The sequence below is a fragment of the Streptomyces marispadix genome, from assembly GCF_022524345.1.
Taxonomy (GTDB): Bacteria; Actinomycetota; Actinomycetes; order Streptomycetales; family Streptomycetaceae; genus Streptomyces; species Streptomyces marispadix.
This window is the reverse complement of the sequence record NZ_JAKWJU010000002.1, coordinates 665,228-689,161: the sequence shown is the minus strand read 5'-3', so window position 1 is coordinate 689,161 and position 23,934 is coordinate 665,228. Positions and strand designations below refer to the sequence as shown.

The following is a 23,934-nucleotide window of genomic DNA, read 5'->3' as shown; positions in this document are numbered from 1 at the left end:
CGGGAACGGCCGGGCCGCCGCCGGGCCCCAGGGCGTAAGGGGCGTGCTGCGGCGCCGCGCGGGCGACCGCTACCGCCGCCAGGCGCCGGGCCAGCCGCGCGCCGTCGGCTATCTCTACGTGCTGCCCGCCCTGCTGCTCTACGCCGTCTTCCTCCTCTTCCCCCTCGGACAGACGGCGTGGCTGTCGCTGCTCCACTGGGACGGGCTGACCGTCGCCACCTGGGCGGGAGCGGACAACTACCGCGCGCTGCTCGCCGATCCGTCGCTGCGCGGCCCGTTCCTGCACGCCCTCGCGCTGCTGCTGTTCTACGCCGCGCTGCCCGTGGCGCTGGGGCTGCTGCTGGCCTCGGCGCTCTCGCGCTTCCGGGTGCGCGGCATGACGTTCTTCCGCACGGTGCTCTTCCTGCCACAGGTGCTGGCGATGGTCGTCGTGGGCGTCGCCTGGCGTTCCATCCTCGGCACCGACGGCCTGCTCAACGACACCCTCCGCGCCGTCGGGCTCGACTCCCTCGCCCGCTCGTGGCTCGGTGACCAGACGTGGGCGCTGCCCGCCGTCGGCACCGTCGGCACCTGGGTGGAGACGGGTCTGTGCGTCGTGCTCTTCCTCGCCGGGGCGCAGCGCATCCCGCGTGAGCTGTACGAGGCGGCGCGGGTCGACGGGGCGGGCCCGCTAAGGGAGTTCCTCGCCGTCACGCTGCCCGCGCTGCGTGCCGAGATCGCCGTCGCGCTGACGCTCACCATCGTCGCCGGACTGCGCAACTTCGACCTGATCTACATCACCACCAGCGGCGGCCCCGGCAACGCCACCTCCGTACCCGCCTACGAGGTCTACCACCGAGCCTTCGAGACGAACGAGGTCGGCTCGGCGGCGGCCATGGGCATCGCCCTGACGGTGCTGATCTTCGCGCTGACGGTCACTGTGGCCCGGCTCGTCGAAGGCGGACGCGGAGGACGGGACAAACCCGGAGCACGCGGAGGACGCGGCGACGAGCGCCGGGAACGAGGAGGAGACGACTCATGACCGGCCGCCTCGAACGCAGCGCCACCTACGGCGTTCTCGCCCTCTTCGCCGTAATCAGCCTCACGCCCGTGGTGGGCGTGCTGTCCACCGCCTTCGGCAGCCGCTCCTCCCTGGACACGGGCTTCTCACTGCCGGACGGCCTCAACTGGGGCAATTTCGCCGAGGCTTGGAGCCGAGGGCACTTCGGCTCGTATCTGACGAACTCCGTCCTGGTCGCCGTGGCCGTGGTCGCGGCCACGACGGTGCTCGCCGTGCTCGCCGCCTACGCCTTCGGCGTGATGCGCTTCCCCGGCTCGAACCTGCTCTTCTACCTCTTCGTGCTCGGTCTGACGCTTCCGGAGGAAGCTCTCGTCGTGCCGCTCTACTTCGATCTGCGCTACTGGCAACTGACCGACTCCTACTGGGCGTTGATCCTGCCGCAGACGGCGCAGTCGCTGGCGTTCGGCGTGTTCTGGATGCGCACCTACTTCCGCAACAGCTCCCGCTCCGTCATCGAGGCCGCCCGTATCGACGGGGCGTCGAGCTGGACGACGCTGTGGCGCGTGCTCGTTCCGATGGGACGCCCCGCCCTGTCGACGATGGCCGTGATCGTCTTCATGTGGACGTGGAACGAGTTCCTGATGGCCCTGGTGATGGTCAGCGACGAGGCCCACCGCACCGTGCCGCTCGGACTCGCCTTCTTCCAGGGGCAGTACAGCTCCGACACGGCACTGCTGGCAGCCGCGTCCGTGCTGATCGCGCTGCCGGTCGTGGTGGTGTACGTGGCGCTGCAACGGCGGTTCATCGAGGGGATGCTGACGGGCGCCGTCAAGGAGTGAGCGGCCGGGCGGACGCGGACGGGTCCGTGGCCGCGGCCGGGACGGGCGCGCTCGCCCCGGCCGCGCGGGTCGAATCCGCTGAGCTGTCTGAGCCCGCCAAGTCGCCCTAGACGCCCGCCGGTTCCTTCCTCCTGCGCGCGGGACGGCGCAGCGCCTGCTCGATCTCCTCCAGCGTGCGCCCCCGCGTCTCCGGCACCCGCCGCAGCACGAAGACCCAGCACGCGGCGTTCATCAGCGCGTAGACGAGGAACGTGGCGGTGCGGCCGAAGGTGTCGACGGCGGTCAGCGCCGTGAGCGCGATCAGCAGATCGAAGCCCCAGACGGCCGTCGTGGCCACGCTCATCGCCGGTCCGCGCACCGCCAGCGGCAGCACCTCGGGGCCGATCAGCCAGACGACCGCCTGCATGCCGGCCCCGTTGAGGAAGATGTACGCGAACAGCGCGATGATCACCGTCCACTTCTGCGCCCCGGACCCGCCGCTGCCGAGGAACGCCAGCGCCAGCACCGCCATCGCCAGCCCCGACCCGGGCAGCAGCCACAGCAGCAGACGCCGCCGCCCCGTACGGTCGACGAGCAGCGTCCCGGCGATCCCGGCGGCCACCAGCATCACGCCGATCCCGACGCCCGTCAGCAGCGCCGTGGAGTCGCCGAACCCGGCGTCCGTGAGCAGCTTCGGCGCGTAGTAGACCATCGCGTTGATGCCGGTGAGCTGCGAGAACGCCGCGATGCCCAGGGCGACGACCAGCGCGGGACGCACCCACGAGCCGCGCAGCGCCCGCCAGCCCGCGCCGCGCTCCTCGGTGCGTACGGCCTGGATGTCCGCGATCTCACCGGCGATGTCCGAGCCGGGCCGCCGCAGCCTGCGCAGCACTCCGGCCGCCTCCTCCGTACGACCCTGCCCCACGAGCCAGCGCGGGCTCTCCGGCAGCGGCAGCATCCCGAGGACGAGAACCACGGCGGGCACCGCCGCCAGCGCGAACATCCACCGCCAGCCTCCGGGTCCGGCGAGGGCGTAGCCCACGAGGTAGGAGATGAGCTGCCCGATCGCCACCATGAGCTGGAAGAGCACCATGAGCCGCCCGCGTATCGCGGCGGGCGCGGTCTCGGCGATATAGACGGGCACGGTGTTGGACGCCGCGCCGACCGCCAGACCCAGCACGAAGCGCGCCGCGATGAGCGTGCCCGTGCCGGGCGCGACGGCCGCCGCCACCGCCCCCGCGGCGAAGAGCACGGCGACACCTGTCACCACCGGCTTGCGGCCGTGGCGGGCGACGAGCGTGCCGGAGACCGGCGCGCCCGCCATGGCGCCCACGAGGATCGCGCTGACCACGATCTCCTGTGCGCGGGAGGAGAGTTGGAGATCGCGTCCGAGGTCGAGCAGCGCGCTGGAGATGATGCCGGTGTCGTAGCCGAAGAGCAGGCCGCCGAGCGCGGAGATCGCGGCGACGGCGTAGAGCAGCGGGGGCTGGCGTAGGGGTGCGGCGGCCTGGGCCGTCCGCGCTGGAGCTGAGGTGGTCACGTGGCGCCTTTCCTTGGTGGTCCGCCTGGGCCGATGTCGCCTCGGCCGGGGGAACTCGGTCGATCCGGGGGTGGTTTCGGGGGTCGTCTGGTGGCCGGTGCCCGGATTTCGGGCTCGCCGGAGAAGCGGGACGGGACAGTTCGGCCGCCCGCTGCGGTCGCTCGCCCGAGGTCGTATGGCGTTGATGCGCTCGTCCGGCGTCGCCGGCGCTCACTGCGGGTCGCGGGCGCACGAGGCCGCTCGCCGCGCCCCTCACTACGGGGCGGAGCGACTTGTCATTCGGGCTCTCTCTCCGGTTCTCTCTCCGGGGGTTTCCCGCTCCGGCTCTCACTCCGGAGCGGCGCCTGCCATCCCGGCGGCGGGGGAGGCGGACCCGGCGTCGCCGTCCGGATCGGCGTCGCCCATGACGAGGCCCTCGATGGTGTGCTTCTGCACGATCGGGGTCAGCGAGTCGACGACGGGGCAGTTCAGGTGCGCCCTCACCCGCTCGGGCAGCCTCTCCCAGTAGCCGTGGGTCACGGCCATGTCGTGGTGCCCGTCGTTGCCCGCCCCGGGGGCGTCGACCCCCAGCACCAGCACCGGCCGGGACAGCGCGGAGTGGTTGGCGGTGCCCCGGTGGATCGTGAGTGCCGAGCGTACGGAGATGTCGCCGCGCTGCGGATACTTCTTCACGCCCAGCTCGCGGTAGCGGTCGTAGTCCTCACGCGGCGGGAACATCTCGTGCTCGAAGTGGGTGCCGTCGTCCCACTGAGTGCCCGGCGCGATCTCGAAGGGCCCCATGTCCTCGGTGGTGTCGACACCGGTGAGGTTGAAGGCCAGCGAGTTGAGGTGGTGCCTGTCCCGTGTGACGTCGGGCATCGGGAAGTCCCGGTGCCAGGGCTGATGCACCGCGCCCTCGAAGGGGATGTCGAAGCCCAGCTCGACGATGGAGTAGCGCGGACCGAGCACGGCCTCGCACACCGCCCGCACCCATGGGTGGTCGACGAGTTCGACGAAGCCGCGGAACTGCTCGGGGTGTATCTCCACGTAGTAGCGGCTCGGGCCGCGCCCCACGGCGCCGCCGGGGCGATGACGCGCTTCCTCGAAGGCCGCCTCGATGTCCTCGCGCATGCGGTCGGCCCACTCGGTGCTGAACGCGCCCCGCAGTGCGCTGATGCCGTCGGTGTAGAGGTCCCGTACCACGGCGCCGACGGTCGCGAAGTCGACGGGGGCGGCCTTCCCGCCCTGATCCGCCGCATGACCGGCGCCGACGCCGGTCCCGGTGTCGCTGTCGTACGACGACGGAGTGCTCACTGTGGCCACTGGCGGAATCCCTTCGCTAGTACTGTCGTTTCGGCCTGCCACTTTGCAACGTTGCATGCAGCGTCGCAACAGGTGCGCGGGATTTTCTCCCCCGCCCCCGGCGGCATGGGATGATCGGCCCCGCGAACAGCGGGTGGCAGACCTGCGGCAGCCGAGCGGAAAGGTTCGAGGTGGCGACGAAGCTCAAGGACGTGGCGGCACGGGCGGGCGTCTCCGTGCGCACGGTCTCCAACGTCGTCAACAACGCGCCCGCCGTCGCCCCCGCCACCCGGGAGCGGGTGCTCGCCGCGATAGAGGAGCTTCAGTACCGCCCGAATCTCGCCGCCCGCAACCTGCGCCAGGGCCGTACCGGACTGATCGGCCTCGCCGTCCCCGAGGTCCGCTCGCCCTACTTCGGCGAGATCGCCGAACTGCTCATCGACGCCGCCCGGCACCGCGGCTGGACGGTGCTCATCGACCGTACGGACGGCGCCGCCGAGCGGGAACGCCGGCTGCTCGAAGGCTCCGAACGGCACACCGTCGACGGCATGATCATGAGCCCCTGGTCGCTCACACCGGAGGAACTCGGCCGCCACAGCGCCACGTTGCCCCTCGTCGTGCTCGGCGAACAGGAGACCGGCGGCATCGCGGACCACGTCGCCATCGACAACGTCGCCGCCGCACGTGAGGCGACGGCCCATCTGATCTCCCTCGGCCGCCGCCGCGTCGCCGCCATCGGCCTACAGCCCCAGCTCTCCAACGGCACCGCCGAACAGCGCGCCCAGGGCTACCGCGAGGCGCTGGCCGCCGCCGGGCTGCCCATGGCGGAGAGCTCGACCCGCTCCGTGGCGACGCTCCACCGCGAGGAGGGCCACCGGGCGATGCGCGACCTGCTGGACGCGGGCGAAGTCCCGGACGCCGTCTTCTGTTTCAGCGACGAACTCGCCCTCGGTGCGATCCGTGCGGCGTGCGACCGCGGGCTGCGGGTGCCCCATGATGTCGCGGTCGTCGGCTTCGACGACATCGAGGACGGGCGCTACTCGGTGCCCTCACTGGCGACCGTCGCCCCGGACAAGGAGCAGATCGCCGAGCGCGCCCTCCAGTGCCTCGCGGACCGCGTCTACGGACGCCTGGGCCATCTCCCCGCCAGGCGCGTCACCGTGGCCCACCGGCTCGTCGTACGGGAGAGCGCCCGGGCGTGAGCCTCGTCACCAAGGACCTGGTGGAACAGGGCGGTCGTGGCGGCGAAGTAAACCGCTGCGCATAGGTCTTCACCGTCGGGGCACCCAACACACCCTCCGCGGAATGCGGGTGAGACCCGGAACACAGGTCTACGAACCGCTTGCCGGGAAAGGGGTGAGGGCATGGCGACAACTGGTGACAAACAGGCCAGACGGTATGAAGAGGGCCAAGAGAGCAAGAGCCGCGAAAGCAAGGGCCGGGAGACCCGCGAGAGCAGCGGCCACGACAGCGGAGACCGGCCGGGCGACGAGAGCAACTCGCAGCAGAGGCAAGGCGATCCGAAGCGGCACCGGGGCGACGGGACGCACACGGCACGCGTTCCGATAGCCGAGGCCATGCGTCTCGCCGCCGGGCAGCTCGCCGAACTCCTGCAACGCGAACCGGCCTCCGTGTCCTCGCTCAAGGCGTCCGGCGACGGCTGGACCGCCGACATCGAGGTCGTAGAGGTCGAGCGAGTCCCCGACACCACCAGCGTGATGGCTTCCTACCGCGTACAACTCGACGGCCAGGGAAACCTGCTCGGCTACGAGCGGACCCGCCGCTACGCACGCGGCCAGATCGACCAGCGGAAATGAGCGCGGCGTGACCCGCGGAAGCGGTCACGCGTCGTCGCCGCCGCCCGGGCGGACTGCTGAATCCGCCTGATCCGCCTGATCCGCCTGGATCGGCCGATCCATACGGACACTTCCCAGGTCCTCGAACGACGTCCAAGCATCTCGAACTGCCCCTGAATCACTGCACCTTCGATGAACCTTCCGACTCTTCTGCACCTTCCGACTCTTCCGAACTCTCATGAACGCGTCCGAAGCTCTACGAAAGGACGAAGAACGTGACGGTAGTCCCGCAGACCAGCAGCCAGCCGACCGCCGGTTCCGGCGGCGGAAACCTCTACGACATCCTCGAACTGATCCTGGACCGCGGCCTGGTGATCGACGCGTTCGTGCGCGTCTCCCTCGTCGGCATCGAGATACTCAAGATCGACGTGCGCGTGGTCGTCGCGAGCGTCGACACGTATCTGCGCTTCGCCGAGGCGTGCAACAGGCTTGACCTCGAAGCCGGACGCAAGGCCCCCACCCAGCTCACCGAGATCGTGGGCGACGTCACCGAGAACGGCGCGAAGGGCAAGTCCAAGGGCGCGCTCACCGGCGCCGTCGAGGCGTTCAGCGAATCCCTCCAGCGCGGGCGCGACGGCGACGAGGAGGAGCGGGAGCGTGAACCGAGGAAGGCGTCCGCCTCCTCCGGCAGCCGCCGCACCACCCGCCGCAAGGAGGACTGACACATGCCCACGTACATCTACGCGATCACGGCCGCGGACCACCCGCGGAACCTCGAAGGGCTCAGCGGCGTGGGGGAGCCCGGCGGCCCGCTCCGTACGGTCGAGGCAGGGAAGCTGAGCGCCGTCGTCAGCGACGCGCCGGAGAACCTGCGCGCGAAGCGCCGCGATCTCGCCGCGCACCAGGCCGTGTTGGAGCAGGTGATGGAGGACGGCGCGACCTTGCCGATGCGCTTCGGCCTGGTCGGCCCCGACGACCGAGCCGTGGAGACGGTGCTGGAGGAGAACCAGGAGGCCTACGCGCAGCGCCTCTCCGAACTCGAGGACTGCCTCGAATACAACCTCAAGGTCGCGAGGGACGAGGACGACCTGCTCCGCGAGATCGTCGCGGGCTCGGAGGAGATCCAGCGCCTGCGCGAGACCACCAGGCAGCACCCCGAGGCGCAGGACGAGAAGGTGCGGCTGGGCGAGCTGGTCTCCGGCGAGGTCCACGCCCGCGGACAGGCCGAGGCACAAGAGGTCGCGGACCGGCTGGCGCCCGGCGCACGGCGGCACACGGTCGCCGAGCCGACGCAGTCGCACTTCCTCAACGCCTCGTTCCTCGTACGGCGGGAGGACGCCGCTGCGTTCGCCCAGACCGTGCACGAGGAGTCGGAGCGGTGCGGAGACGCCTACACCTTCAGCCTCAACGGGCCGCTGCCGCCGTACAGCTTCGTCTGACATCGGCGTACGGCGTCCGCGACGGGCGTCCGTACAGGCCGGGCGTACACGACGGCCGTCCGTACGGACGGCCCTGATCGGAGGGCCTTCGCATGGGCCTCATCACCCAGCTGCTCACCCTGCCGCTCGCGCCGGTACGCGGGGCGGTGTGGGTCATGGACCAGCTCGTGCTGACCGCGGAGCAGCAGTACTGCGACCCGGAACCGGTGCGTCTGCAACTTGCCGAACTGGAGCGGGAGTTGCTCGACGGCCGCATCACGGAGGAGGAGTTCGACCGGCGTGAGGACGAATTGCTGGACGAACTGGAATGGCGTCAGGCGTACCAGCGGCAGCTTCGGGCGCCCTGACGAACACGCGCTTGCGCACGCGCACGGACACGCACATGAACACCCGCACACCGTCCCGCGCCACGGGCGCCGGGAGATCGAGGTGACCCGGAGATGAACAGCAACAGCAGAACCGGCCTGGCGCTCGTGGGGGGCTACCTCCTCGGGCGTACGAAGAAGGCCAGACTGGCCATCGGCCTGGGCATGTTCCTGGCCGGAAGGAAATTCGACCTCAGCCCTCAGCGGCTCGCGAAGCTCGCGGCGGACTCCCCGGCACTGGCCGGCCTCAGCGATCAGGTGCGCCGACAGCTCCTCGACGGTACGAAGTCGGCCCTGACCTCGGCTGTCACCAAGCGCGCCGACGGCCTGGCCGACTCCCTGCACCGGCGTACGGCGGCGCTGAGCGGTGACGAGCCCGGTGACGAGCCCGATGACGAGCGCGGTGACGAGGGCCGGGGCGGCGGTCGGCACGACGAGGACGACGACGAGGACCGCGAGGCAGCGGAACCCGCCAAGTCCCCGGCGGACACCCGGCGTTCGGGCGGCGGCACGGGCGGTGCCCCGGCGGCCCGGACACGGAAACCGGCCGAGAGGAAGACCTCCGGTGCAAGGAAGGCGGTCGGCACGAACAAGGCGGCGGCCGGTGCGAGGAAGGCGACCGGCTCGGCCGGGAAGACGACCGGCTCGGCCGGGAAGGCGACGGGCGCTGCGACCAAGGCCGTGACCAACGCGTCGAAGAAGTCCGGAAGTTCGGCCGGGCGCGCCCCCGCCCGTACCCGTAAGGCACCGGCACGAGGAGGCGGCGATGGCTGAGTCCACCCTGAGCAGGTTCAGGGACGAGGTGGCGAACAGCCCGGCCGCCGACCGTCTCAAGGACGAGCTGCGCGACTACCTCCAGGCGCGGGCCCACCATGCGGTGACCGGCCTCGGCAGCAGGATCGGCGAGGGTCTGGAGAAGCTCGCCGACCCGCGTGAGGGCCGCGCGGGCGGGCTGGCCCAGAGCCTGGCGAAGGGCGGAGAGGCCCTGAGCGAGGGCAAGTCGCCCGCGCAGGCGGCGATGAGCGCAGGCACCGCGCATGTGAAGGAGATGTTCAAGGACAAGGTCAAGGGACTGTTCGGCATGGGCGGCAAGGCCAAGAGCGGCGGCGGCAAGTCCAAGAGCGTGACGATCGTCGAGGACATCGACGTGGGTGTGCCGGTGCGTGTGGCCTACGACCAGTGGACGCAGTTCCAGGAGTTCAGCACCTTCGCCAAGGGCGTCGTAAGCGTCGATAAGTCCGACGAGGTCAGCACCGACTGGAGGGTCAAGGTCGCCAAGTCCACCCGCAGTTGGAAGGCCGCCGTCACCGAACAGATCCCCGACCGGCGCATCGCATGGACCACCGAGGGTGCCAAGGGCTCGGTGAAGGGCGTGGTGACCTTCCACCGCCTCACCGACGACCTGACCCGGGTGCTGCTCGTCCTGGAGTACTTCCCGGTCGGCTTCTTCGAGAAGACCGGCAACATCTGGCGTGCCCAGGGCCGCCGGGCGCGGCTGGACCTGAAGCTCTACCGCAGGTTCATCACGATGCGCGGCGAGGCGACCGACGGCTGGCGCGGGGAGATACGCGACGGCGAGGTGGTCGTCGGCCACGACGAGGCCGTGGAGGAGGAGCAGGCCGCCGAGGAGGCCGCCGAGCAGGCCCAAGAGGCCACGGATGCGGGCGAGTTCGAGGACTCGGGGGACTTGGAGGACTCGGGGGAGTTCGAGGACTTCGAGGATGCCGGGGACGTCCGTGACGAGGCGGAGGTGGCGTACGCCGACCGCGAGGGATACGCGGAAGAGGACGTCCCCGAGGACCGGGACGGGGCCGAGGCCGACGCCGGGGGCGACTACGAGGGCGAGTACGAGGACGAGTACGAGTACGAGGACGAGGACGACGAGCCGGAGGAGGAAGCCGACGGTTACGACGAGCCGCCCGAGTACGACGACGAACCCGACGAGGTAGACGAGGCCGACGACGCCGACCGGGACTCCGGCCGTCGCCGCAACTCCCGTGCCGCCGCCCGGCGTTGAGAGCGCCGCCGCCCGGTGCCGGCCCAAGTGCCCATGCGTACCGGGTGGTTCCCGACCGACGACCATCGACAGGCAAGGCTGATTCCACGTGTCCGATTCACTGGCCGCCCGTATGGGTCCGTCCCCGAACAGGGCGGTCCCGTACGGACAGCAGGGCTCTTCCGCCAACCTGGCGGACATTCTCGAGCGCGTGCTCGACAAGGGCGTCGTCATCGCGGGCGACATCCAGATCAATCTGCTCGACATCGAACTGCTGACGATCAAGCTCCGGCTGCTCGTCGTCTCCGTCGACAAGGCGAAGGAGATGGGGATCGACTGGTGGGAGAACGACCCGTCGCTCTCCTCCCGTGCGTCGGCACGCGCACAGCAGCGCGGCCCGGCGCTCGCCGACGGCAACGGCAACGGCATCGGCGACGGCAACCGTGAAGGCGCCGCGCCCGAAGGCCGGGGCTCTGCCCTGGCCGAGGAGAACGAGCGGCTGCGCCGGGAGATCGAGCGGCTGCGTTCGGCGGCCGAACTCCCCGCGGACACAGGGGCAGTCGACGGCAAGCAGGGCAAGTCCGCCCCAAGGGCCGCGGTGGACGGCGGTTCCGGCGGCGACGGCACGACAAAGCGCGCAGGAAGGCGGAAAGACTGATGCCGATTCCCGGGACCGAGCCCGAGGCCCCGACCCCGGCGGGCACGGAGCACACGGAGCACCCTCAACGCCCTGAGCAGTCACGGTCGTTGACGCCGACGGCACCCTCGGCGCAGGAGAAGCCCTCGGCGGACGCGGAGCAGCAGCGTGAACGGGTCTGCTACGTCTTCGCGGTCGGCAGGGCGGGCGGCCCGAACGGACACGGCGCTACGGGCGGGGACTTGGAGGCGGCCGCCGCAGGGCTGTGCGGCCCCTCCGGTGCGCCCGTACGTACCGTCGACGGCCCCGGGCTCAGCGCGCTCGTGTCGGACGTACCGGCCGGGCTGTACGACGAGTCCGGGCTGAAGGCCCAACTGGAGGATCTGGAAAGGCTGGAGGCGCTGGCCCGCTGCCACCACTCCGTCGTAGCCGCCGCGTACGAGCATGCGACGGTGCTGCCCATGCGGCTGGCCACCGTCTACCTCGACGACAGTCGCGTCATGGCCATGCTGGAGCAGCGGCAGGGCGAATTCGACGCTCTGCTCTCGCGACTTGAGGGCCATGTCGAATGGGGGGTGAAGGTCTATGCCGACCCCCGCGAGGCGGCCGTCGGCTCCGCCCCGCAGCCCTCCGGCCAGTCCTCCGCCCAGCCCTCCGACGGTGCGGCGCGGACAGGCGGCGGCCCCGGCCGCGCGTATCTACGGCGGCGGCAGCAGCAGCGCAGCACACACCGTGACACCTACCGTGCCGCCGGTGCCGTGGCCGAACGTGTGACGGCACTCGCCGGCGGCATCGCCGCGGCCAAGGTCGCCCACCGCCCTCAGCAGGGCGAACTCGCCGCCGGACCCGGCGAGAACATCGCCAACGACGCGTATCTCGTGCCCGAGGACCGCAGCGAGGACTTCAGGGCGGCGATCAGCGGTCTGGCCGAGGACGTGCCCGGCGTACGCGTGGAGCTGACCGGGCCATGGGCGCCGTACTCCTTCGCCACGCCACCGTCCGCCGCGCGGGAGCCGCAGGAACGACAGGCACGGCAGGTCCAGTACGCGGGAACCGCGGACGATGTCTGAACCGCCCCGTAAGGACGGCCGCGAGGACCGCTGCCCGAAAGGCCCCGGGAAGGGTCCCGGCAACGGCCTCGCGAACGGTCCTTTGAACGTGTTCCCGGGCGATTCCGGAGACGGCTTCGCCAACGGCTTCGCCGACGGATTCCCCGAGGGCATCGCGGAGGAGAGCGGGCTCGCGGGCCGCCAAGTCGCCCTCGTCGACCTGCTGGACAGGCTGCTGTCGGGAGGCGCGGTGCTGACCGGCGACCTCGTGCTCTCCATCGCCGACGTGGATCTCGTACGCGTCAATCTGCGTGCCGTCATCCACGCGGTCACGGCCGACGACCCGGCGCCGTGGTGAGCAGGACAGGAGTTTTGGATGCGGCCGGAGACGACCGAAGAAGACAAACCCCAGGGCATGCCCCGGAGCCAGTCGCAGCGCCGGCCCCCGAATCAGGGGCCCCCGAACCAGGCCCGACTGGACGAGGTGGCACGTTCGGCGGCCCGCGCCTTCGATCTGCTGCCCGCGGGCCCGGACGAGGCGGGCTCACGCCGGGACGGCGGACTGGCCCAGCGACTGCGCACCGATCCGGACACCGTCGAACGCGATCTGATGAAACTCGTCCTGACCATCGTGGAGTTGCTGCGTCAGCTCATGGAACGCACCGCGCTCAACAGGGTCGACCAGGGCGATCTCACCGACGACCAGGAGGAACGCATCGGCATGACGCTGATGATCCTCCACGACCGCATGAACGAGCTGTGTGAGCGCTACGGGTTGACGATGGAGGACCTCAACCTCGATCTGGGACCGCTCGGTTCGCTGCTGCCCCGCCAGGACGGATAGCACGCGCCCGTACGCCCGTACGCCCGTACGGAACCGCCGACAAGCCCGGAGTGCCGAACTCGGCGCCGTGAGAACCGAGTTGGCGAACCGGCCCACGACCCCAGCCGGCGAAGTGCTGTCCGCCCCTTCCGGAGGGACTTCTGTCACGCCTCCACACCCCGTACACCGAATGTTTCAAGCCCCGGCACAGGGCAACCCGTTGGCCATGACTGAGAACGGCAAGACCTCAAGCACCGCAGGAAAGGCAGCAAGCAGCACCAAGAAGCCCGTCGCGGCGGCCGACACGGCGGACCGCGGGGTCAAGAAGGCCGCCACGAAGGCCGGTTCGGCCACTCACGCGGTCGGTGACGCGGTGGAGAACGGCGGCAGGAGCTTCGGCGACGCCACCAAGCGTGCGGGGCACGCCGCGAGCCGGGGCGCCGAAGTGGGACGCCAGAAGCTCGCCTCCGCGTCCAGCACCGCCGCGACCGCCGCCGGCGCGACGTGGACGGCCGTGAAGAACCGCAAGGGAGTCGTCGCCGGTCTCGGCTCCGGCGCGCTCACCGCCGTCGCCGCGTCCTTCGCGGCAGGCCGCTATTCGGTCAGGCGTAAGAACGGGCCGCTCACCCGGCGGACCGGCGGACGCCTGTAGTTCCGGGTCCACGACCCTGCTCCCGCTCCTCAACTCGGCCTCGGACCCCGGTGGTTGCGCCCCATGCATATCCGTGGGGGGTACGTGCGCGGGCGTGCCTCGCGATGAAGGCGGCATTCGGCAGGTGCCCGGCAGGGCAGGCGGGCACCTGCCGAATGCGTTCCCCGACGCCCTGCCTGCGCCGCGCGAATCGCCCCCAGCGTCCGCCGTGTGTCGTCCGCCGCGCCTACCGTTCCCGGACGGCGTAGGTCAGGTGCGCCACCCTGGGGGTGGGCTCGGCGCGGACCTGCTCCAGGGCCACGCGTCCCGCGTCCACGCCCTCGAACAGGCGGATGCCGGAGCCGAACAGCACGGGTGAGAGCGCGATCGAGAACTCGTCGATCAGCCCGGCGTTCACGTACTCAAGGATCGTCGCTCCGCCGCCCGCGATGCGCACGTCCCGGTCGCCGGCGGCCTCGCGGGCCCGGTCGAGCGCGGCCTCGATGCCGTCGTCGACGAAGTGGAAGGTCGTGCCGCCCGGCCGCTCCCAGGGGTCACGCCTCTCGTGCGTCAGGACGAAGACCGGCGTGTGGAACGGCGCCTCCTCCGGCCACGCGTGCTCGCCTGCGTCGAACATGCGCTTGCCCATCACGCTCGCTCCGGTGCGCTCGAACGTCTCCCGCACGATGTCGTTGTCGCGCCCTTCCTCGCCGCCCTCGCCGAGCTTCAGGTTCTCCCGCATGAAGCGCTGCGGGAAGATCCACTGCTGCAGTTCCATCCACTGCTGCCCCATCAACTCCTCGGGGGACTCGGGCGCGATGAAGCCGTCCAGCGACATGGACACGCTGAAGAACACCTTCCCGGCCATCAGCTCTCGGCTCCCTTCCGAAGGGTCTCGGTGACGTAGGCAGCCAGGTTGCCCAGGGTCTGCTCGCCGCCCTTGATCGCGTGGTACTTCTCGACCGCCTCGTCGCGCAGTTCCTTGGTGGGGAACACCGTGCGCATCTCGATCCGGGTCGCCGCGCCGTCGGGCTCGAACGTCAGGACCGACTCGAAGGCGTCCGGGTCGCCGCGGGACTCGCCGTGGAGCAGCGCGATCCGCTCCGGCGGAGCGATCTCGGTCCAGGAGATCCACTCCCGGTAGTCCGTCCCGTCCGGTCCGTGCATCACGAAGTCCCACTCGCCGCCGACGCGGAACTCGAAAGCCCGCGTGGTGGTGGTGAACCCCTCCGGCCCCCACCACATCGACAGATGCGGGACCTCGGTGAACGCCTCGAACACCAGCTCTCGTGGGGCGTCGATGACCCGGGAGATGACGATCTCGCGGTCGGCCGTCGCGGACTGCCCCGGCGTTCCTCGTCCCGTCGCGCTCATCGGCTACTCCTCCTGCCTTGCCTGCTTCAGGTCCCGCACGTATGTGTCCAGCCGGTCGAAGCTCTCGTTCCAGAACCGCTCGAATCCGCCGGTCCACTCGTGGACCGGCCGCAGCCCGCGGGCGTCAAGGCCGTAGAGGCGCTGCTTGCCTGCCTTGCGGTCCCGCACCAGCCCGACCTCCCGGAGTACCCGCAGGTGTTTGGACGCGCGCGGCTGGTCCATCCCCAGCTCCCGGGCCAGGTCGGTCACCGGCCGCTCACCTGCCCGCAACAGCACCAGGATCTCCCGGCGCCGCGGCTCGGCGATCGCGTTGAAGACGTCCGACGTCGTCGCTGCTCGTGCCATGGGCTCATCATATGCCCATATCGGCATGCGTCAAAGCTCAGGCGGGTCCTGTCAGGTGATGATCGTGGCTCTTGTGATCTGAGTCGGCTCAAGGGTCCGGCGCCCTCGATGCCTTCACGGGCGGGCTCGGAGATCATCCCGGCACCGGCACCGGCACCGGCACCGGCACCGGCACCGGCACTGGCACCGGCCACGGCGGTGACGGACCTCGGTCAGCACGGACTTGAACGCCCGCTCGTGCGCCACCGCAGATCCCTGATCGCCGTCCGGCAAGCGGGCACATCCATCAGCGCCCCGAAGCGTTCTGCGCAGGCCACCGCGTTGCGCGTGCCTCAGCCTCGCCTCGTGAGCCGAGTCAGGTCACAGGGCTGTGAGATGTCCCGCCAAGTCCCTTGCGGGCTGCGGGATCTCACCGAAGTCCTCGTCGTCGTCCAGGACGGGGAGCCGGTGGATCACCGCCTCCAGCGCATGCGGCAGCCGTGGATGCCCGCCGCCGTGGCACTGGCTGAGCAGACCGTGCCGCACCCCGTCGGGAAGGAGGGGCCTGGCCGTCGGCCGCTGCCGCCGGGGAGGGGCAACTCCCGGCGTATGGGCCCGCTGTGCCAGCCTCGCCGACTGGGCACGCCAGTAGTCGGCGTCCCGGAACTCCCCGTGCCGCCGATGGTGCAGACACAGACAGAAGGCGGCGGTCCTGGAACCGCCGCCGGCGGCGAACTGCCACCAGAACTGCGCCGCTTCGCGATAGCGCGCCAGATGCAGCAGACAGCCGAAGACGAGTGCGCCCTCGGGTGCGATGGAGTCCTGGTCGTCGACGAGCCGCGCGAGACCGGCCGCCGCCTCCGGGGCGTTGACGACGAGGCTCACCGCCAAGTCGAGGTCGTGCGCCGCCTGTTCGCACTCGGTCGGATACGGCCGCGCCCGTACGCCCGTACGGGCCGAAACCGCGGGAGGCACACCTCCGGCCGGCACCGCAGACGCCGCCGCAGGACCCGCCGCACATTCACCGGCCTCGGCCGCCCCTGGGTCCGCCCCCGGGTCCGCGCCCGCGAGCAACCGGCGGCGCACCGCGTCCACGTCGCCGTCGTCGTAGTCCTCGGTCAGAACCTCCGCGTCACTCAACAGCGCGTCGATGGTGCGGTGTTCGAACCTCCCCCGCATCAGCCGTCCCCTGTGCCGGGCCCCGGCGCCGTACGCAGCTCCCGGGCGAGCTTCCGTTTCGCATAGCGTATGTGCGAGCGCACGGAGGCGGTCTCGAAACCGAGAAACCCCGCGACCTCCTCCTCGGAGCAGCCCAGGACGTACCGCAGCACGACCACGTCGTACTGCCGCTCCGGCAGACGCCCGATCGCCGCGTAGAGCCCCATCTCGCCTTCCAGCACGGCGAATTCGTCCCGCAGTTCATGCAGCAGCGCCTTGCGGACGGCCGCGTGGAAGGCCGCCGTCTCCGCCAGCCGGGGCCGCAGCCCCCGCTCCTTGAGCCAGTGCGCGACGTGCTCCTTGAGCACCGTCCACGCGTACTCGGTGAGCGACTCCTGACGCAGCGCGTGCTCCCAGTGCTCCAGCAGATGGCGGCAGGCGTCCTCGACGATCTGCCGCGCCGCCTCCCGGCTTCCGGCCTGGGTGTGCGCGTAGCGCAGCCACAGCCGGTGGTGGGAGGCGTCGAAAGCGTCGAAGGAGAGCATCAGCCGCCGCCGGGCGTCCTCGTCCTGCGCCTCGCCCCCGTGCATCTGGTGCGCGTGCTCGCCCTCGCGTAACTCCTCAGTGCTGTACGGCACTTCCCCGCCCGCCCTGTCGGCGACGTCCGGGGCGTCGCCGGCGGCAGCCGCCGCGGCAGCGGCCCTGGCAGAGGTCGTGGAAGCGGTCGTGCTCGCGAGCCGGGCTTTGAGACTTCCCGTGCCCGGCGGTCGGTGGTCCTCGGCGCTCATCGAGGAGCCTCTCGTGGGAGTGCATCGGTCAGAAGGCGCGAACAGGCCGCAGCGGCCCGTGTCCACGGAAGTCCGGCCAAAATACTACACAGAGTGAAAGCCCCGCTACCGTGCCCCGTTCGCCCTCCCCTGTGCGCCCCCTGCCACGGCCATCCGCGCCGGCGCCTTCACGCCGCCCCATGGCCGGTCCGCGCCCCCAAATCCCATGTGCCCTGGGCAAGTTCGCACAAGTGGCGCACGATAGCCGCCACGGCGTGCGCACACGCCGACGAATCGGAGAAAGGCGGGAAACCGGTGGCCGTTGACGAGGGCGCAGTGGAACTGGATCTGGAGCTGGACCGGGCCCACTCGGCGAGGATGTACGACTACTTCCTCGGCGGCACCACGAACTTCCCCGCCGACCGCGAGAGCGCCGGCAAGGCCATGGCCGTCTTCCCCCAGGTGCTCGTCGCCGCCCGCGCCAACCGGCAGTTCATGCACCGCTCCGTGAGGCATCTGTCACAGCTCGGAATGCGCCAGTTCCTCGACGTGGGCACCGGCATACCCACCTCGCCGAACCTGCACGAGATCGCCCAGGCCACCGCCCCGGACGCCCGCGTCGTCTACACCGACAACGACCCCATCGTCCTCACCCACGCCCACGCCCTGCTGCGCAGCCGCCCCGAGGGCCGCACCGCCTACTCCCATGGCGACGCCCGTGACCCCGAGGCCCTGCTGAACTCACCGGAAGTGCGCGAGACGCTCGACCTCGGCCGCCCGGTCGCGCTCAGCCTGATCGCGCTGCTCCACTTCATCCCCGGCGAGCACACCGCGCACGGCGTCGTCGAGTACTTCAAGGAGGCCCTGCCCTCCGGCAGCACCCTCACGATCAGCCATGTCACGCCGGACTTCGACCCCGGGGGCCTGGCACGCGCCCTCGCCGCCTACGAGGCGGCGGGCACGCCCGTACAGGCCCGTACGCACGAGGAGTTCACGCGCTTCTTCGACGGATGGGAACTGCTCGACCCGGGGATCACCGTCACCCACCGCTGGCGCCCCGACCCGGAGCACGACCTCTCCCAGGTCACCGACGTCGAAGCGGCCTGCTACGGAGCGGTCGCCCGCAAGCCCTGACCGGCCCGGAGGCCCGCTTGCGCCCCGTGGCGCCCGGTCGGGCATTCGAGCAGACGTCCGATGCGTTTCGCCCGTAGTTGTTAGCAATCCTGGTGGAGGGGTAACCGGGCCACTGATTCCAACGCGAAATTGGAGGAGTCATGCCCGCAGGGTCGAACGCCAAGCGTGAACGGCAGTACGAGCACATCAAGGAGGGCGCCAAGAAGCGCGGCGCCTCCCAGGGCAGGGCGAAGGAGATCGCCTCCCGTACCGTCAACAAGGAGCGTGCCCGTACGGGCGAGGCGCAGCGCGCCAGCCGCACGTCCACCCAGGGCAAGTCGGCGGCGGCACGCGGCGGCACCCGCTCCGGCAGGGGCATGGGCCCCAAGTCCGGTCCCACCCGCGACCAGCTCTACAACGAGGCCCGTCAGCGCGGCATCGAGGGCCGCTCCTCGATGAACAAGCGCCAGCTTCAGAAGGCACTGGGCCGCTGATCGGATACGCGGCCGGGGCAGCGAGGAGGACGGGCATGGCCCGCGAAGCGCCACCGGTCCACGGAGCGCCGTGCTGGGTGAGCCTGGCGACCGGCGGGCTGGAGGGCGCCCAGCGCTTCTACGGAGAGGTGCTGGGCTGGTCCTTCCGGCCGGGCAGCATGGGCGAGGAGTTCAGCGTCGCCTACGCCGACGGTGTGCCCGTTGCCGGGCTCGGCGCCATCGCCCGCACCATGGGCGTCGCCGTCCAGTGGACGCCGTTCTTCTCCGTAACGGACGCCGACACCGCCGCCGCACGCGTACGTGAGCGGAGCGCGACCGTCGCGGTCGGCCCGATCCGCATGGGCGAGGGCCGTACCGCGCTGGCGGCCGACCTCGCCGGTGCGACCTTCGGTTTCTGGGAGGGGGAGTGCTCTCAAGCTGGGACGCCGCGAACCGAGACCTCCCGGCCCGGCTCGAACTGCGCACCAGGGACGCCTTCGCGGCTGCCATCTTCTACGCCGAGGTCTTCGACTGGGCGTCCGAGTCCGGACGCTGCGAGGTGGACTACCAGCACGAGGCGGTCGTCGTAAGGGTCGACGGGCGAGCGGTGGCCACCATCCGGGGCGGCGCCATCGAGTCGGCGCCCGACCCGCACATCCGTCCCCGCTGGCACGCCTCGTTCTCCGTGGACGACGTCGACGACGCCGTCAAGAGCGCTGTCGCGGCGGGCGGCGCCGTCGCCACCGGTCCCGCCGACAATCCCTTCGGGCGGACGGCCGGGCTGTTCGACCCCGAGGGCGGCCTGTTCACCGTGCACTCACGGATGAGGTGACCGGCCGCCCCCGGCATACCCCGCCGTGCGGTGGCGAGTCCCGCGCGCCCCCTCGCTCACATCGTCTTCATCTTGAAGTAGCGCACCGCGTCCGGAGCGCTCACGGCGGCCATCGCCGCCACCGCCACGACCACGGCGCCGACGGCCACTCGCACCGCGACCGCCGGAACGAAGATCCCTCTCCTCATCTCCTCACCTCCCTCCTCGGCTCGGCACCGGCTGCCGGAGACCCGGTACGGCCGACCGGCAGGCTCAGGTCGCGGTGCGGATCGAGCAGCAGCTCGCCGACCAGCGACTCCAGCATCCCGGCGGCCCGCGGCACCGCCTCCCGTACCGGCCTGCTCAGCCCGACCACCACATCCGGCTCGTCGCCGCGCATCCGAACCGACGGCTCACAGCCCAGCACGAGCACACGGGGCAGCGGCTGCGGCCGGTCAGTCCCCTCGCCGAGCTGACGCGCGAGCGCCAGCACCTGCACCGGGTCCATGCCGTGCGCCTGCGGAAGCGCGCGCCGGGCGGACCCGGACGCGGCGGGCATCGGGCCCGGGTCGATGACCTGGACCGTGCCGGGCTCACGGCCGCGCGGCGCGGCGTCGACGAGCACCGCCGCGTCGTAACCGTCCAGAAGCCGGTAGGCGAGATCCATTCCGCGGATTCCGAAGTCCGCGATGTGCACGCCGTCCGGGAGAGACCGGCCGCGCATCGCGGCCACGACCTCGGGCCCGAAGGCGTCGTCGGCCATGAACATATTGCCGATGCCCGCGACCAGGATGCGTGGCCCCCGCGTGCCCGGCTCTACGGGCTCCACTTCGGCGGGGGTGAAGAAGAACCGGTGCCCAAGTCCCGTTCGGAAGTCCCGGCCCTCGTCCCCGTCGACCGTGACCACCACCTGGACCCGGCCCTCCAGATCCTCCTCGACGGCGACGACCTCGGCAGTGCGGCCCGTGAGCGCCAGATCGAGCACGTCGGCAGACCGCCCGGGGCGCAGCCGCACCCGGCTGCCGCGGCCGATCCGTACGCCTCCGGCGACAACCGTGCGCGAGGCGCCGACCGTGCGCTCACTGTCCGCCGGTTCGCCGCCTGCCGGCGGCCTGTTGTCCGCCCGTCCGTTTCCTGCCCGTCCGCGGTCCGTCCCCCGGCTCGTCCGCTCGCCGCCCGTGCTCATCGGATCTCCGCAGTCGGCCCGAAGGCGCGGATCGTGCCGTGCAGGGCCGAAAGCTCCTCCGGCTCCAGCGACGCGCAGCGGTCCAGGATCTCCCGCGCCCTCGGATCGCTGGCCCTGGCCTCCTCCTGCTCCTGCGGGGTCAGGCTCAGGACGCTGAGGATCAGCAACTGGTCGATCTCACCGCCGTCGAAGAGGTCGCCGGGCGACTCGGGCGCGACCGCCGGATAGTCGTAGAGCGTGATCGGCGAGCAGAGCACTCCCGTCGAGTAGTGCGGGCTGCGTACCGCGGCGTCCGGGTCCTCCGACACCAGTACGGGCCATACGCCCACGTTCTCGCAGGCCGCGGCGGGCTCCCTCAGCTCCTCCGGAGGGTCGGTCAGCGACACGAACTCACCGGCGTCCGTGTGCAGCACGATGTGCGTCGAGGCGAAGGCGTACGGCGCCAGTGCGTCACGTGCGCCCCGCGCCCCCGCCGCCGGAACCGGACACGGAGAGGTGTTCTGGATGTCCGCCGTCACGCGCATCACCGTGTCCGTGACGGGCTCGGAGCTGAGCCGCACACTGCCGCTCAGGCGCTGCCAGCTACGTACGAGTGTTCCGGCGACGCTGCCCGACTCCGCGCGCAGCGCCTCACGGTCCGCGCCCGCCGCGATGTCGATCGTCGTGGTGCGAGGCCCGCGCCGCGGCGACCACGGAGGGCACACCCAGCGGCGCTCGGTCGCCTCCTGCCACGTCAGATGGCTGTGCCCCTCGACGCGCAGCTCGTCCACCGGCGCCGGACCGGTCGGCCCGTTCCGGTACACCTGACGGTCCACGACATGCAGGAACCGCACGTGCACCCGCAGCTTCGCCGCCGGGCCGCCGCGCAGCAGCACCTGCGCCCGCATGCGCGACGGCTCGCCGATCGCCTCGGCGCAGCGCCTCGGATAGACCCCGCCGAAGGTCCAGCGCCGTGCGTTCTTCAACGCGCCCCTGCGGTACGGCCACAGCAGGTACCCCTCGTAGAGGCACGCCCTCGCGATCTTCTCCACGGCGTCCACTACGACGCACCTCCCACGGCGGTGCCGCCGCCCGCGCGGGCAAGCAGATCGGCGACCGTCTCGTCCCAGCCGGTGAGCGCGTGCCGGTCCCGGTGTGCGGCGAGCCCGCCGTAGGCGCCGGGGGAGAGCGGCAGCCAGCTCGTGCCGCCGTCGTAGCGGCCGGTCGTCTCGTGCCAGAGGGCGGCGGGCAGCCGCCAGGAGGCGTCCTTGGACCAGGAGATCTGCGCGGTGCGCAGCCGTCCGTCGGGCCCGTCGTGGAAGACGGTCCCGCTGAAGAGGAACTCCAGCGGGACCTCGCCGTCGCGTACGCCATGGAAGTACGAGGTGACGGCGAGGTCCATGTCGCGGCTGCACGGCACCGGCAGCTCCGTCTCGGTGTGCTCGTCGAAGGCCGGGACGACCGTGGTGAGACGGGCCCACGTCAGCGGACGCATGCTCGTCGCCCACTGTTCCGGCTGGCCGAACAGGCGGGCCATGACCAGGGGATCGGCATGCTCGTAGCCGCGCCGGGCGGCCGCGATCCTCACGTCCGTGGCGAGGGAGACCGAGCGGATCACGCCGCCTCCGGTACGCCGGACCGCCAGCCGGAAGACCAGCGTCGGCACGGCAGCGTCACGCAGCGCGCGGGCCCCGGTGACGGCGAACTCCAGGTCCGGCAGGTCCATACGCCGCCCGGCGCCGGTACGCGTACCGGCGCCGGGCATGGTCCGCGCGCTCACGCGGGGGAGAGAGAGGTTGGGCATGCCGGGCACGATCGGGTCCTTCGACTTCGAGTGGACGCCCGTCGACCTGCGCGCGGTGGAGGTGTCGTCGGGCAGATGCCCCGGCTGCTTCTTGTAGGCGCCCTCGTGGTTGCCCTGCCGCACGCCCCTCACATGTGCGGCCTTGTCGATCCGTACATGGGGCTTGCCGACCTCGATCTCAGCCATGCTCACTCCTCGGTTCGTCTGCGGTGCGGGACGGGCATGCGAGTCCCGCGAAGAACGCGTCGATGTGCTCGCGTACCTCGGGGCCGCCGGACAGGCCCCGCCAGTGCGTACGGACGAGCGCGGCGAGCCGGTAGCAGTCGTCCAGCGGGACGATCCACTGCCGGCAGGGGGCGTGCGCGGTGCCCGCCGGGCGCGGACGGTCCAGCCCGGTCGCGCCGCTGTCGGCGGCCGTTCCGCCGTCACCGGGCTCGGCGCCCCGGCCCGTCCTCGTGCCCTCCTGGCCCGGTGCCGGGCCGTCCGTGCGGTGCACCAGCAGTGCCTCCACGTCGTCCGCGAGTTCTGCCAGCTCCGGGTACCCCCGTGCGAGCTCTTCCCAGACCTCCGCTTCCACGGATGAGGCGGTCACGCCCAGCGGACTGGGATACCCCGCGCGGATCTCGCCGCTCGCCCCGTCGCGTACGAAGAAGGCCAGGCCCACGGGCACACCCAGCCGGGCCCAGAGCATCGCGTCCATCCGCAGGTCCGGCAGCGGCAGCCTGCGCTCCGGCAGCGGCTTGTAATGCCTGCCGCCCGCCGTGGACTGCGGGAAGAGCAGCCCGCACGGTCCGCAGGCGCACAGCACCGCGCCCCGCTGTACGTCGAGCATGTGGCGGTGGCCCTCCGGCAGCGGCTCGGCGCACAGATCGCAGCGCTCGGCCGTGTCCCGTTCCGCTGCCTCTCCCGGTGCCGGCCTCTCGGCGGCGGGGCGGCGCAGCAGCGCGCGAAGCCCGCCGCCGGGCCCGCCACCGAGCTCCGTGGCCTCAACCTCCGTCGCCCCCAAGGGCGTTGCGGACGTCACGCCCGTCACCGGTACCCGGCGGGCTGCGGCGAGGCCGCAGGGGACGTTCCCCGGAACAGGGCGTCCACCGGAATCACGGAAGGCTCCGGCCGCGCCTCCTCCGTCTCCACCCGGTCCACCTCGGGCGCCGCACAGGCCACCGCTTCCCGTACGTTCCGCGCGAGTTCCTCCACGGGCGGGGAGCCGCAGCCCTGCGGGGCGAGGCGCACCCTCACCTCCGCCTCGCCGGCGGACACCACCGTCACACCCGGCACGTCGGCGAGCGCCCTGCGCACGCGCTGCTCCGCCGTCTCGGGGTGCAACTCGTGCACGAGCAGCAGCCGTCCCACCAGTTCGTCGTCCGCGAGGGCCGAACGTGCCGACTCGTCCAGCAGGTTCATCACCCGGGCCAGGCACTCCCCGTACATCTCCGCGAGTGCGTGCAGGGCGTCGAGTGCCTGCTCGCGTGCGGCGGTGTCGGCGAGGGCGTCCAGCCCGGAGAGCAACTCCTCGGTGCGGGCGACGTGTCGACGTGCCTCACGCTCGTTCCATCCCATGCCCGCCGCC

General features: G+C 71.5%; 29 protein-coding genes and 1 pseudogene. 17 read left to right on the top strand and 13 right to left on the bottom strand.

Features of this window, described 5'->3' with window-relative positions:
* The first annotated feature begins 46 nt into the window (after positions 1–46).
* Both MMA15_RS03020 and MMA15_RS03015 read left to right on the top strand, forming a co-directional pair.
* Positions 47–1,021: a carbohydrate ABC transporter permease gene (locus MMA15_RS03020; RefSeq protein WP_241062946.1), complete on the top strand. Its 975-nt coding sequence runs from the start codon at positions 47–49 to the stop codon at positions 1,019–1,021.
* Positions 1,018–1,839, top strand: a complete 822-nt coding sequence (locus MMA15_RS03015) for a carbohydrate ABC transporter permease (protein WP_241057369.1) — start codon at positions 1,018–1,020, stop codon at positions 1,837–1,839. Before MMA15_RS03020 ends, MMA15_RS03015 begins: the two co-directional genes overlap by 4 nt.
* Before the next feature lie 106 nt (positions 1,840–1,945).
* On the opposite strand, the gene MMA15_RS03010 is transcribed toward MMA15_RS03015, so the two are convergent.
* A complete protein-coding gene (locus MMA15_RS03010; RefSeq protein WP_241057368.1) occupies positions 1,946–3,358 on the bottom strand; it encodes a sugar porter family MFS transporter in 1,413 nt (470 codons plus the stop codon).
* Positions 3,359–3,685: 327 nt separating this feature from the next.
* Positions 3,686–4,540, bottom strand: coding sequence for a phytanoyl-CoA dioxygenase family protein (locus MMA15_RS03005; RefSeq protein WP_241062945.1), 855 nt, complete (start codon positions 4,538–4,540; stop codon positions 3,686–3,688).
* A gap of 290 nt (positions 4,541–4,830) precedes the next feature.
* Between MMA15_RS03005 and MMA15_RS03000 the strand changes: the two genes are divergently transcribed.
* From MMA15_RS03000 to MMA15_RS02945, 12 genes are all read left to right on the top strand, one after another.
* On the top strand, positions 4,831–5,841 hold the full coding sequence (locus tag MMA15_RS03000; protein ID WP_241057367.1) for a LacI family DNA-binding transcriptional regulator: 1,011 nt from the start codon (positions 4,831–4,833) through the stop codon (positions 5,839–5,841).
* Between the two features lie 162 nt (positions 5,842–6,003).
* On the top strand, positions 6,004–6,456 hold the full coding sequence (locus MMA15_RS28145; protein WP_308290501.1) for a gas vesicle protein GvpO: 453 nt from the start codon (positions 6,004–6,006) through the stop codon (positions 6,454–6,456).
* A 254-nt stretch (positions 6,457–6,710) separates the two neighbouring features.
* Positions 6,711–7,157, top strand: a complete 447-nt coding sequence (locus tag MMA15_RS02990; RefSeq protein WP_241057366.1) for a gas vesicle structural protein GvpA — start codon at positions 6,711–6,713, stop codon at positions 7,155–7,157.
* A 3-nt stretch (positions 7,158–7,160) separates the two neighbouring features.
* Positions 7,161–7,874 carry a GvpL/GvpF family gas vesicle protein gene (locus tag MMA15_RS02985; RefSeq protein WP_241057365.1) on the top strand — a complete coding sequence of 238 codons (714 nt, stop codon included), beginning with the start codon at positions 7,161–7,163 and terminating at the stop codon, positions 7,872–7,874.
* Between the two features lie 92 nt (positions 7,875–7,966).
* A complete protein-coding gene (locus MMA15_RS02980) occupies positions 7,967–8,221 on the top strand; it encodes a gas vesicle protein GvpG (protein ID WP_241057364.1) in 255 nt (84 codons plus the stop codon).
* Positions 8,222–8,314: 93 nt separating this feature from the next.
* Positions 8,315–9,013 (top strand): hypothetical protein, encoded by a 699-nt coding sequence (locus MMA15_RS02975; RefSeq protein WP_241057363.1) that lies wholly within the window; start codon positions 8,315–8,317, stop codon positions 9,011–9,013.
* Entirely contained in the window at positions 9,006–10,256 is a 1,251-nt protein-coding gene (locus MMA15_RS02970; RefSeq protein ID WP_241057362.1) for an SRPBCC family protein, read from the top strand. The genes MMA15_RS02975 and MMA15_RS02970 overlap by 8 nt, the downstream gene beginning before the upstream one ends.
* 112 nt (positions 10,257–10,368) lie before the next feature.
* On the top strand, positions 10,369–10,893 hold the full coding sequence (locus MMA15_RS02965; protein ID WP_277400715.1) for a gas vesicle protein: 525 nt from the start codon (positions 10,369–10,371) through the stop codon (positions 10,891–10,893).
* A complete protein-coding gene (locus tag MMA15_RS02960; protein WP_241057360.1) occupies positions 10,893–11,942 on the top strand; it encodes a GvpL/GvpF family gas vesicle protein in 1,050 nt (349 codons plus the stop codon). The genes MMA15_RS02965 and MMA15_RS02960 overlap by 1 nt, the downstream gene beginning before the upstream one ends.
* Positions 11,935–12,279 carry a gas vesicle protein gene (locus MMA15_RS02955; protein WP_308290500.1) on the top strand — a complete coding sequence of 115 codons (345 nt, stop codon included), beginning with the start codon at positions 11,935–11,937 and terminating at the stop codon, positions 12,277–12,279. Before MMA15_RS02960 ends, MMA15_RS02955 begins: the two co-directional genes overlap by 8 nt.
* Positions 12,280–12,336: 57 nt before the next feature.
* Positions 12,337–12,765, top strand: a complete 429-nt coding sequence (locus MMA15_RS02950; protein ID WP_241062942.1) for a gas vesicle protein K — start codon at positions 12,337–12,339, stop codon at positions 12,763–12,765.
* Between the two features lie 205 nt (positions 12,766–12,970).
* A complete protein-coding gene (locus MMA15_RS02945) occupies positions 12,971–13,396 on the top strand; it encodes a hypothetical protein (protein WP_241057359.1) in 426 nt (141 codons plus the stop codon).
* A 226-nt stretch (positions 13,397–13,622) separates the two neighbouring features.
* Here the strand turns inward: MMA15_RS02945 and MMA15_RS02940 are convergent, their stop codons facing one another.
* From MMA15_RS02940 to MMA15_RS02920, 5 genes are all read right to left on the bottom strand, one after another.
* Complete coding sequence (locus MMA15_RS02940; RefSeq protein WP_241057358.1) at positions 13,623–14,243, bottom strand: dihydrofolate reductase family protein; 621 nt, start codon at positions 14,241–14,243, stop codon at positions 13,623–13,625.
* Entirely contained in the window at positions 14,243–14,749 is a 507-nt protein-coding gene (locus MMA15_RS02935; protein WP_241057357.1) for an SRPBCC family protein, read from the bottom strand. Before MMA15_RS02935 ends, MMA15_RS02940 begins: the two co-directional genes overlap by 1 nt.
* Positions 14,750–14,752: 3 nt before the next feature.
* The gene (locus MMA15_RS02930) at positions 14,753–15,094 is read right to left on the bottom strand and encodes an ArsR/SmtB family transcription factor (RefSeq protein WP_241057356.1); all 342 of its coding nucleotides are present in this window, start codon (positions 15,092–15,094) and stop codon (positions 14,753–14,755) included.
* A 360-nt stretch (positions 15,095–15,454) separates the two neighbouring features.
* Positions 15,455–16,252: a UPF0561 family protein gene (locus tag MMA15_RS02925; RefSeq protein ID WP_241057355.1), complete on the bottom strand. Its 798-nt coding sequence runs from the start codon at positions 16,250–16,252 to the stop codon at positions 15,455–15,457.
* Positions 16,252–17,019 carry a sigma-70 family RNA polymerase sigma factor gene (locus MMA15_RS02920; RefSeq protein ID WP_241057354.1) on the bottom strand — a complete coding sequence of 256 codons (768 nt, stop codon included), beginning with the start codon at positions 17,017–17,019 and terminating at the stop codon, positions 16,252–16,254. Before MMA15_RS02920 ends, MMA15_RS02925 begins: the two co-directional genes overlap by 1 nt.
* Positions 17,020–17,313: 294 nt before the next feature.
* On the opposite strand from MMA15_RS02920, the gene MMA15_RS02915 reads away from it, so the two are divergent.
* The 3 genes and pseudogenes from MMA15_RS02915 to MMA15_RS02905 all read left to right on the top strand — a co-directional run bounded on the left by MMA15_RS02915 (position 17,314) and on the right by MMA15_RS02905 (position 19,416).
* On the top strand, positions 17,314–18,132 hold the full coding sequence (locus MMA15_RS02915) for an SAM-dependent methyltransferase (RefSeq protein WP_308290499.1): 819 nt from the start codon (positions 17,314–17,316) through the stop codon (positions 18,130–18,132).
* 140 nt (positions 18,133–18,272) lie between these two features.
* Entirely contained in the window at positions 18,273–18,605 is a 333-nt protein-coding gene (locus tag MMA15_RS02910; RefSeq protein ID WP_241057353.1) for a plasmid stabilization protein, read from the top strand.
* A 35-nt stretch (positions 18,606–18,640) separates the two neighbouring features.
* Positions 18,641–19,416: pseudogene (locus MMA15_RS02905) on the top strand (VOC family protein).
* 56 nt (positions 19,417–19,472) lie between these two features.
* On the opposite strand, the gene MMA15_RS27755 reads toward MMA15_RS02905, so the two are convergent.
* From MMA15_RS27755 to MMA15_RS02880, 6 genes are read right to left on the bottom strand one after another with little or no spacing between them, the layout of a single operon-like run.
* A complete protein-coding gene (locus MMA15_RS27755; protein ID WP_277399998.1) occupies positions 19,473–19,604 on the bottom strand; it encodes a DUF6893 family small protein in 132 nt (43 codons plus the stop codon).
* The gene (locus MMA15_RS28140; protein ID WP_308290498.1) at positions 19,601–20,581 is read right to left on the bottom strand and encodes a hydrogenase maturation protease; all 981 of its coding nucleotides are present in this window, start codon (positions 20,579–20,581) and stop codon (positions 19,601–19,603) included. The genes MMA15_RS27755 and MMA15_RS28140 overlap by 4 nt, the downstream gene beginning before the upstream one ends.
* On the bottom strand, positions 20,578–21,621 hold the full coding sequence (locus tag MMA15_RS02895) for a hypothetical protein (protein WP_241057352.1): 1,044 nt from the start codon (positions 21,619–21,621) through the stop codon (positions 20,578–20,580). The genes MMA15_RS28140 and MMA15_RS02895 overlap by 4 nt, the downstream gene beginning before the upstream one ends.
* Positions 21,621–22,550 carry a DUF6084 family protein gene (locus MMA15_RS02890; protein ID WP_241057351.1) on the bottom strand — a complete coding sequence of 310 codons (930 nt, stop codon included), beginning with the start codon at positions 22,548–22,550 and terminating at the stop codon, positions 21,621–21,623. The genes MMA15_RS02895 and MMA15_RS02890 overlap by 1 nt, the downstream gene beginning before the upstream one ends.
* On the bottom strand, positions 22,543–23,388 hold the full coding sequence (locus tag MMA15_RS02885) for a DUF5947 family protein (RefSeq protein WP_241057350.1): 846 nt from the start codon (positions 23,386–23,388) through the stop codon (positions 22,543–22,545). Before MMA15_RS02885 ends, MMA15_RS02890 begins: the two co-directional genes overlap by 8 nt.
* A gap of 5 nt (positions 23,389–23,393) precedes the next feature.
* The gene (locus MMA15_RS02880) at positions 23,394–23,924 is read right to left on the bottom strand and encodes a NifU-related iron-sulfur-binding protein (RefSeq protein WP_241057349.1); all 531 of its coding nucleotides are present in this window, start codon (positions 23,922–23,924) and stop codon (positions 23,394–23,396) included.
* Positions 23,925–23,934: the final 10 nt, after the last annotated feature.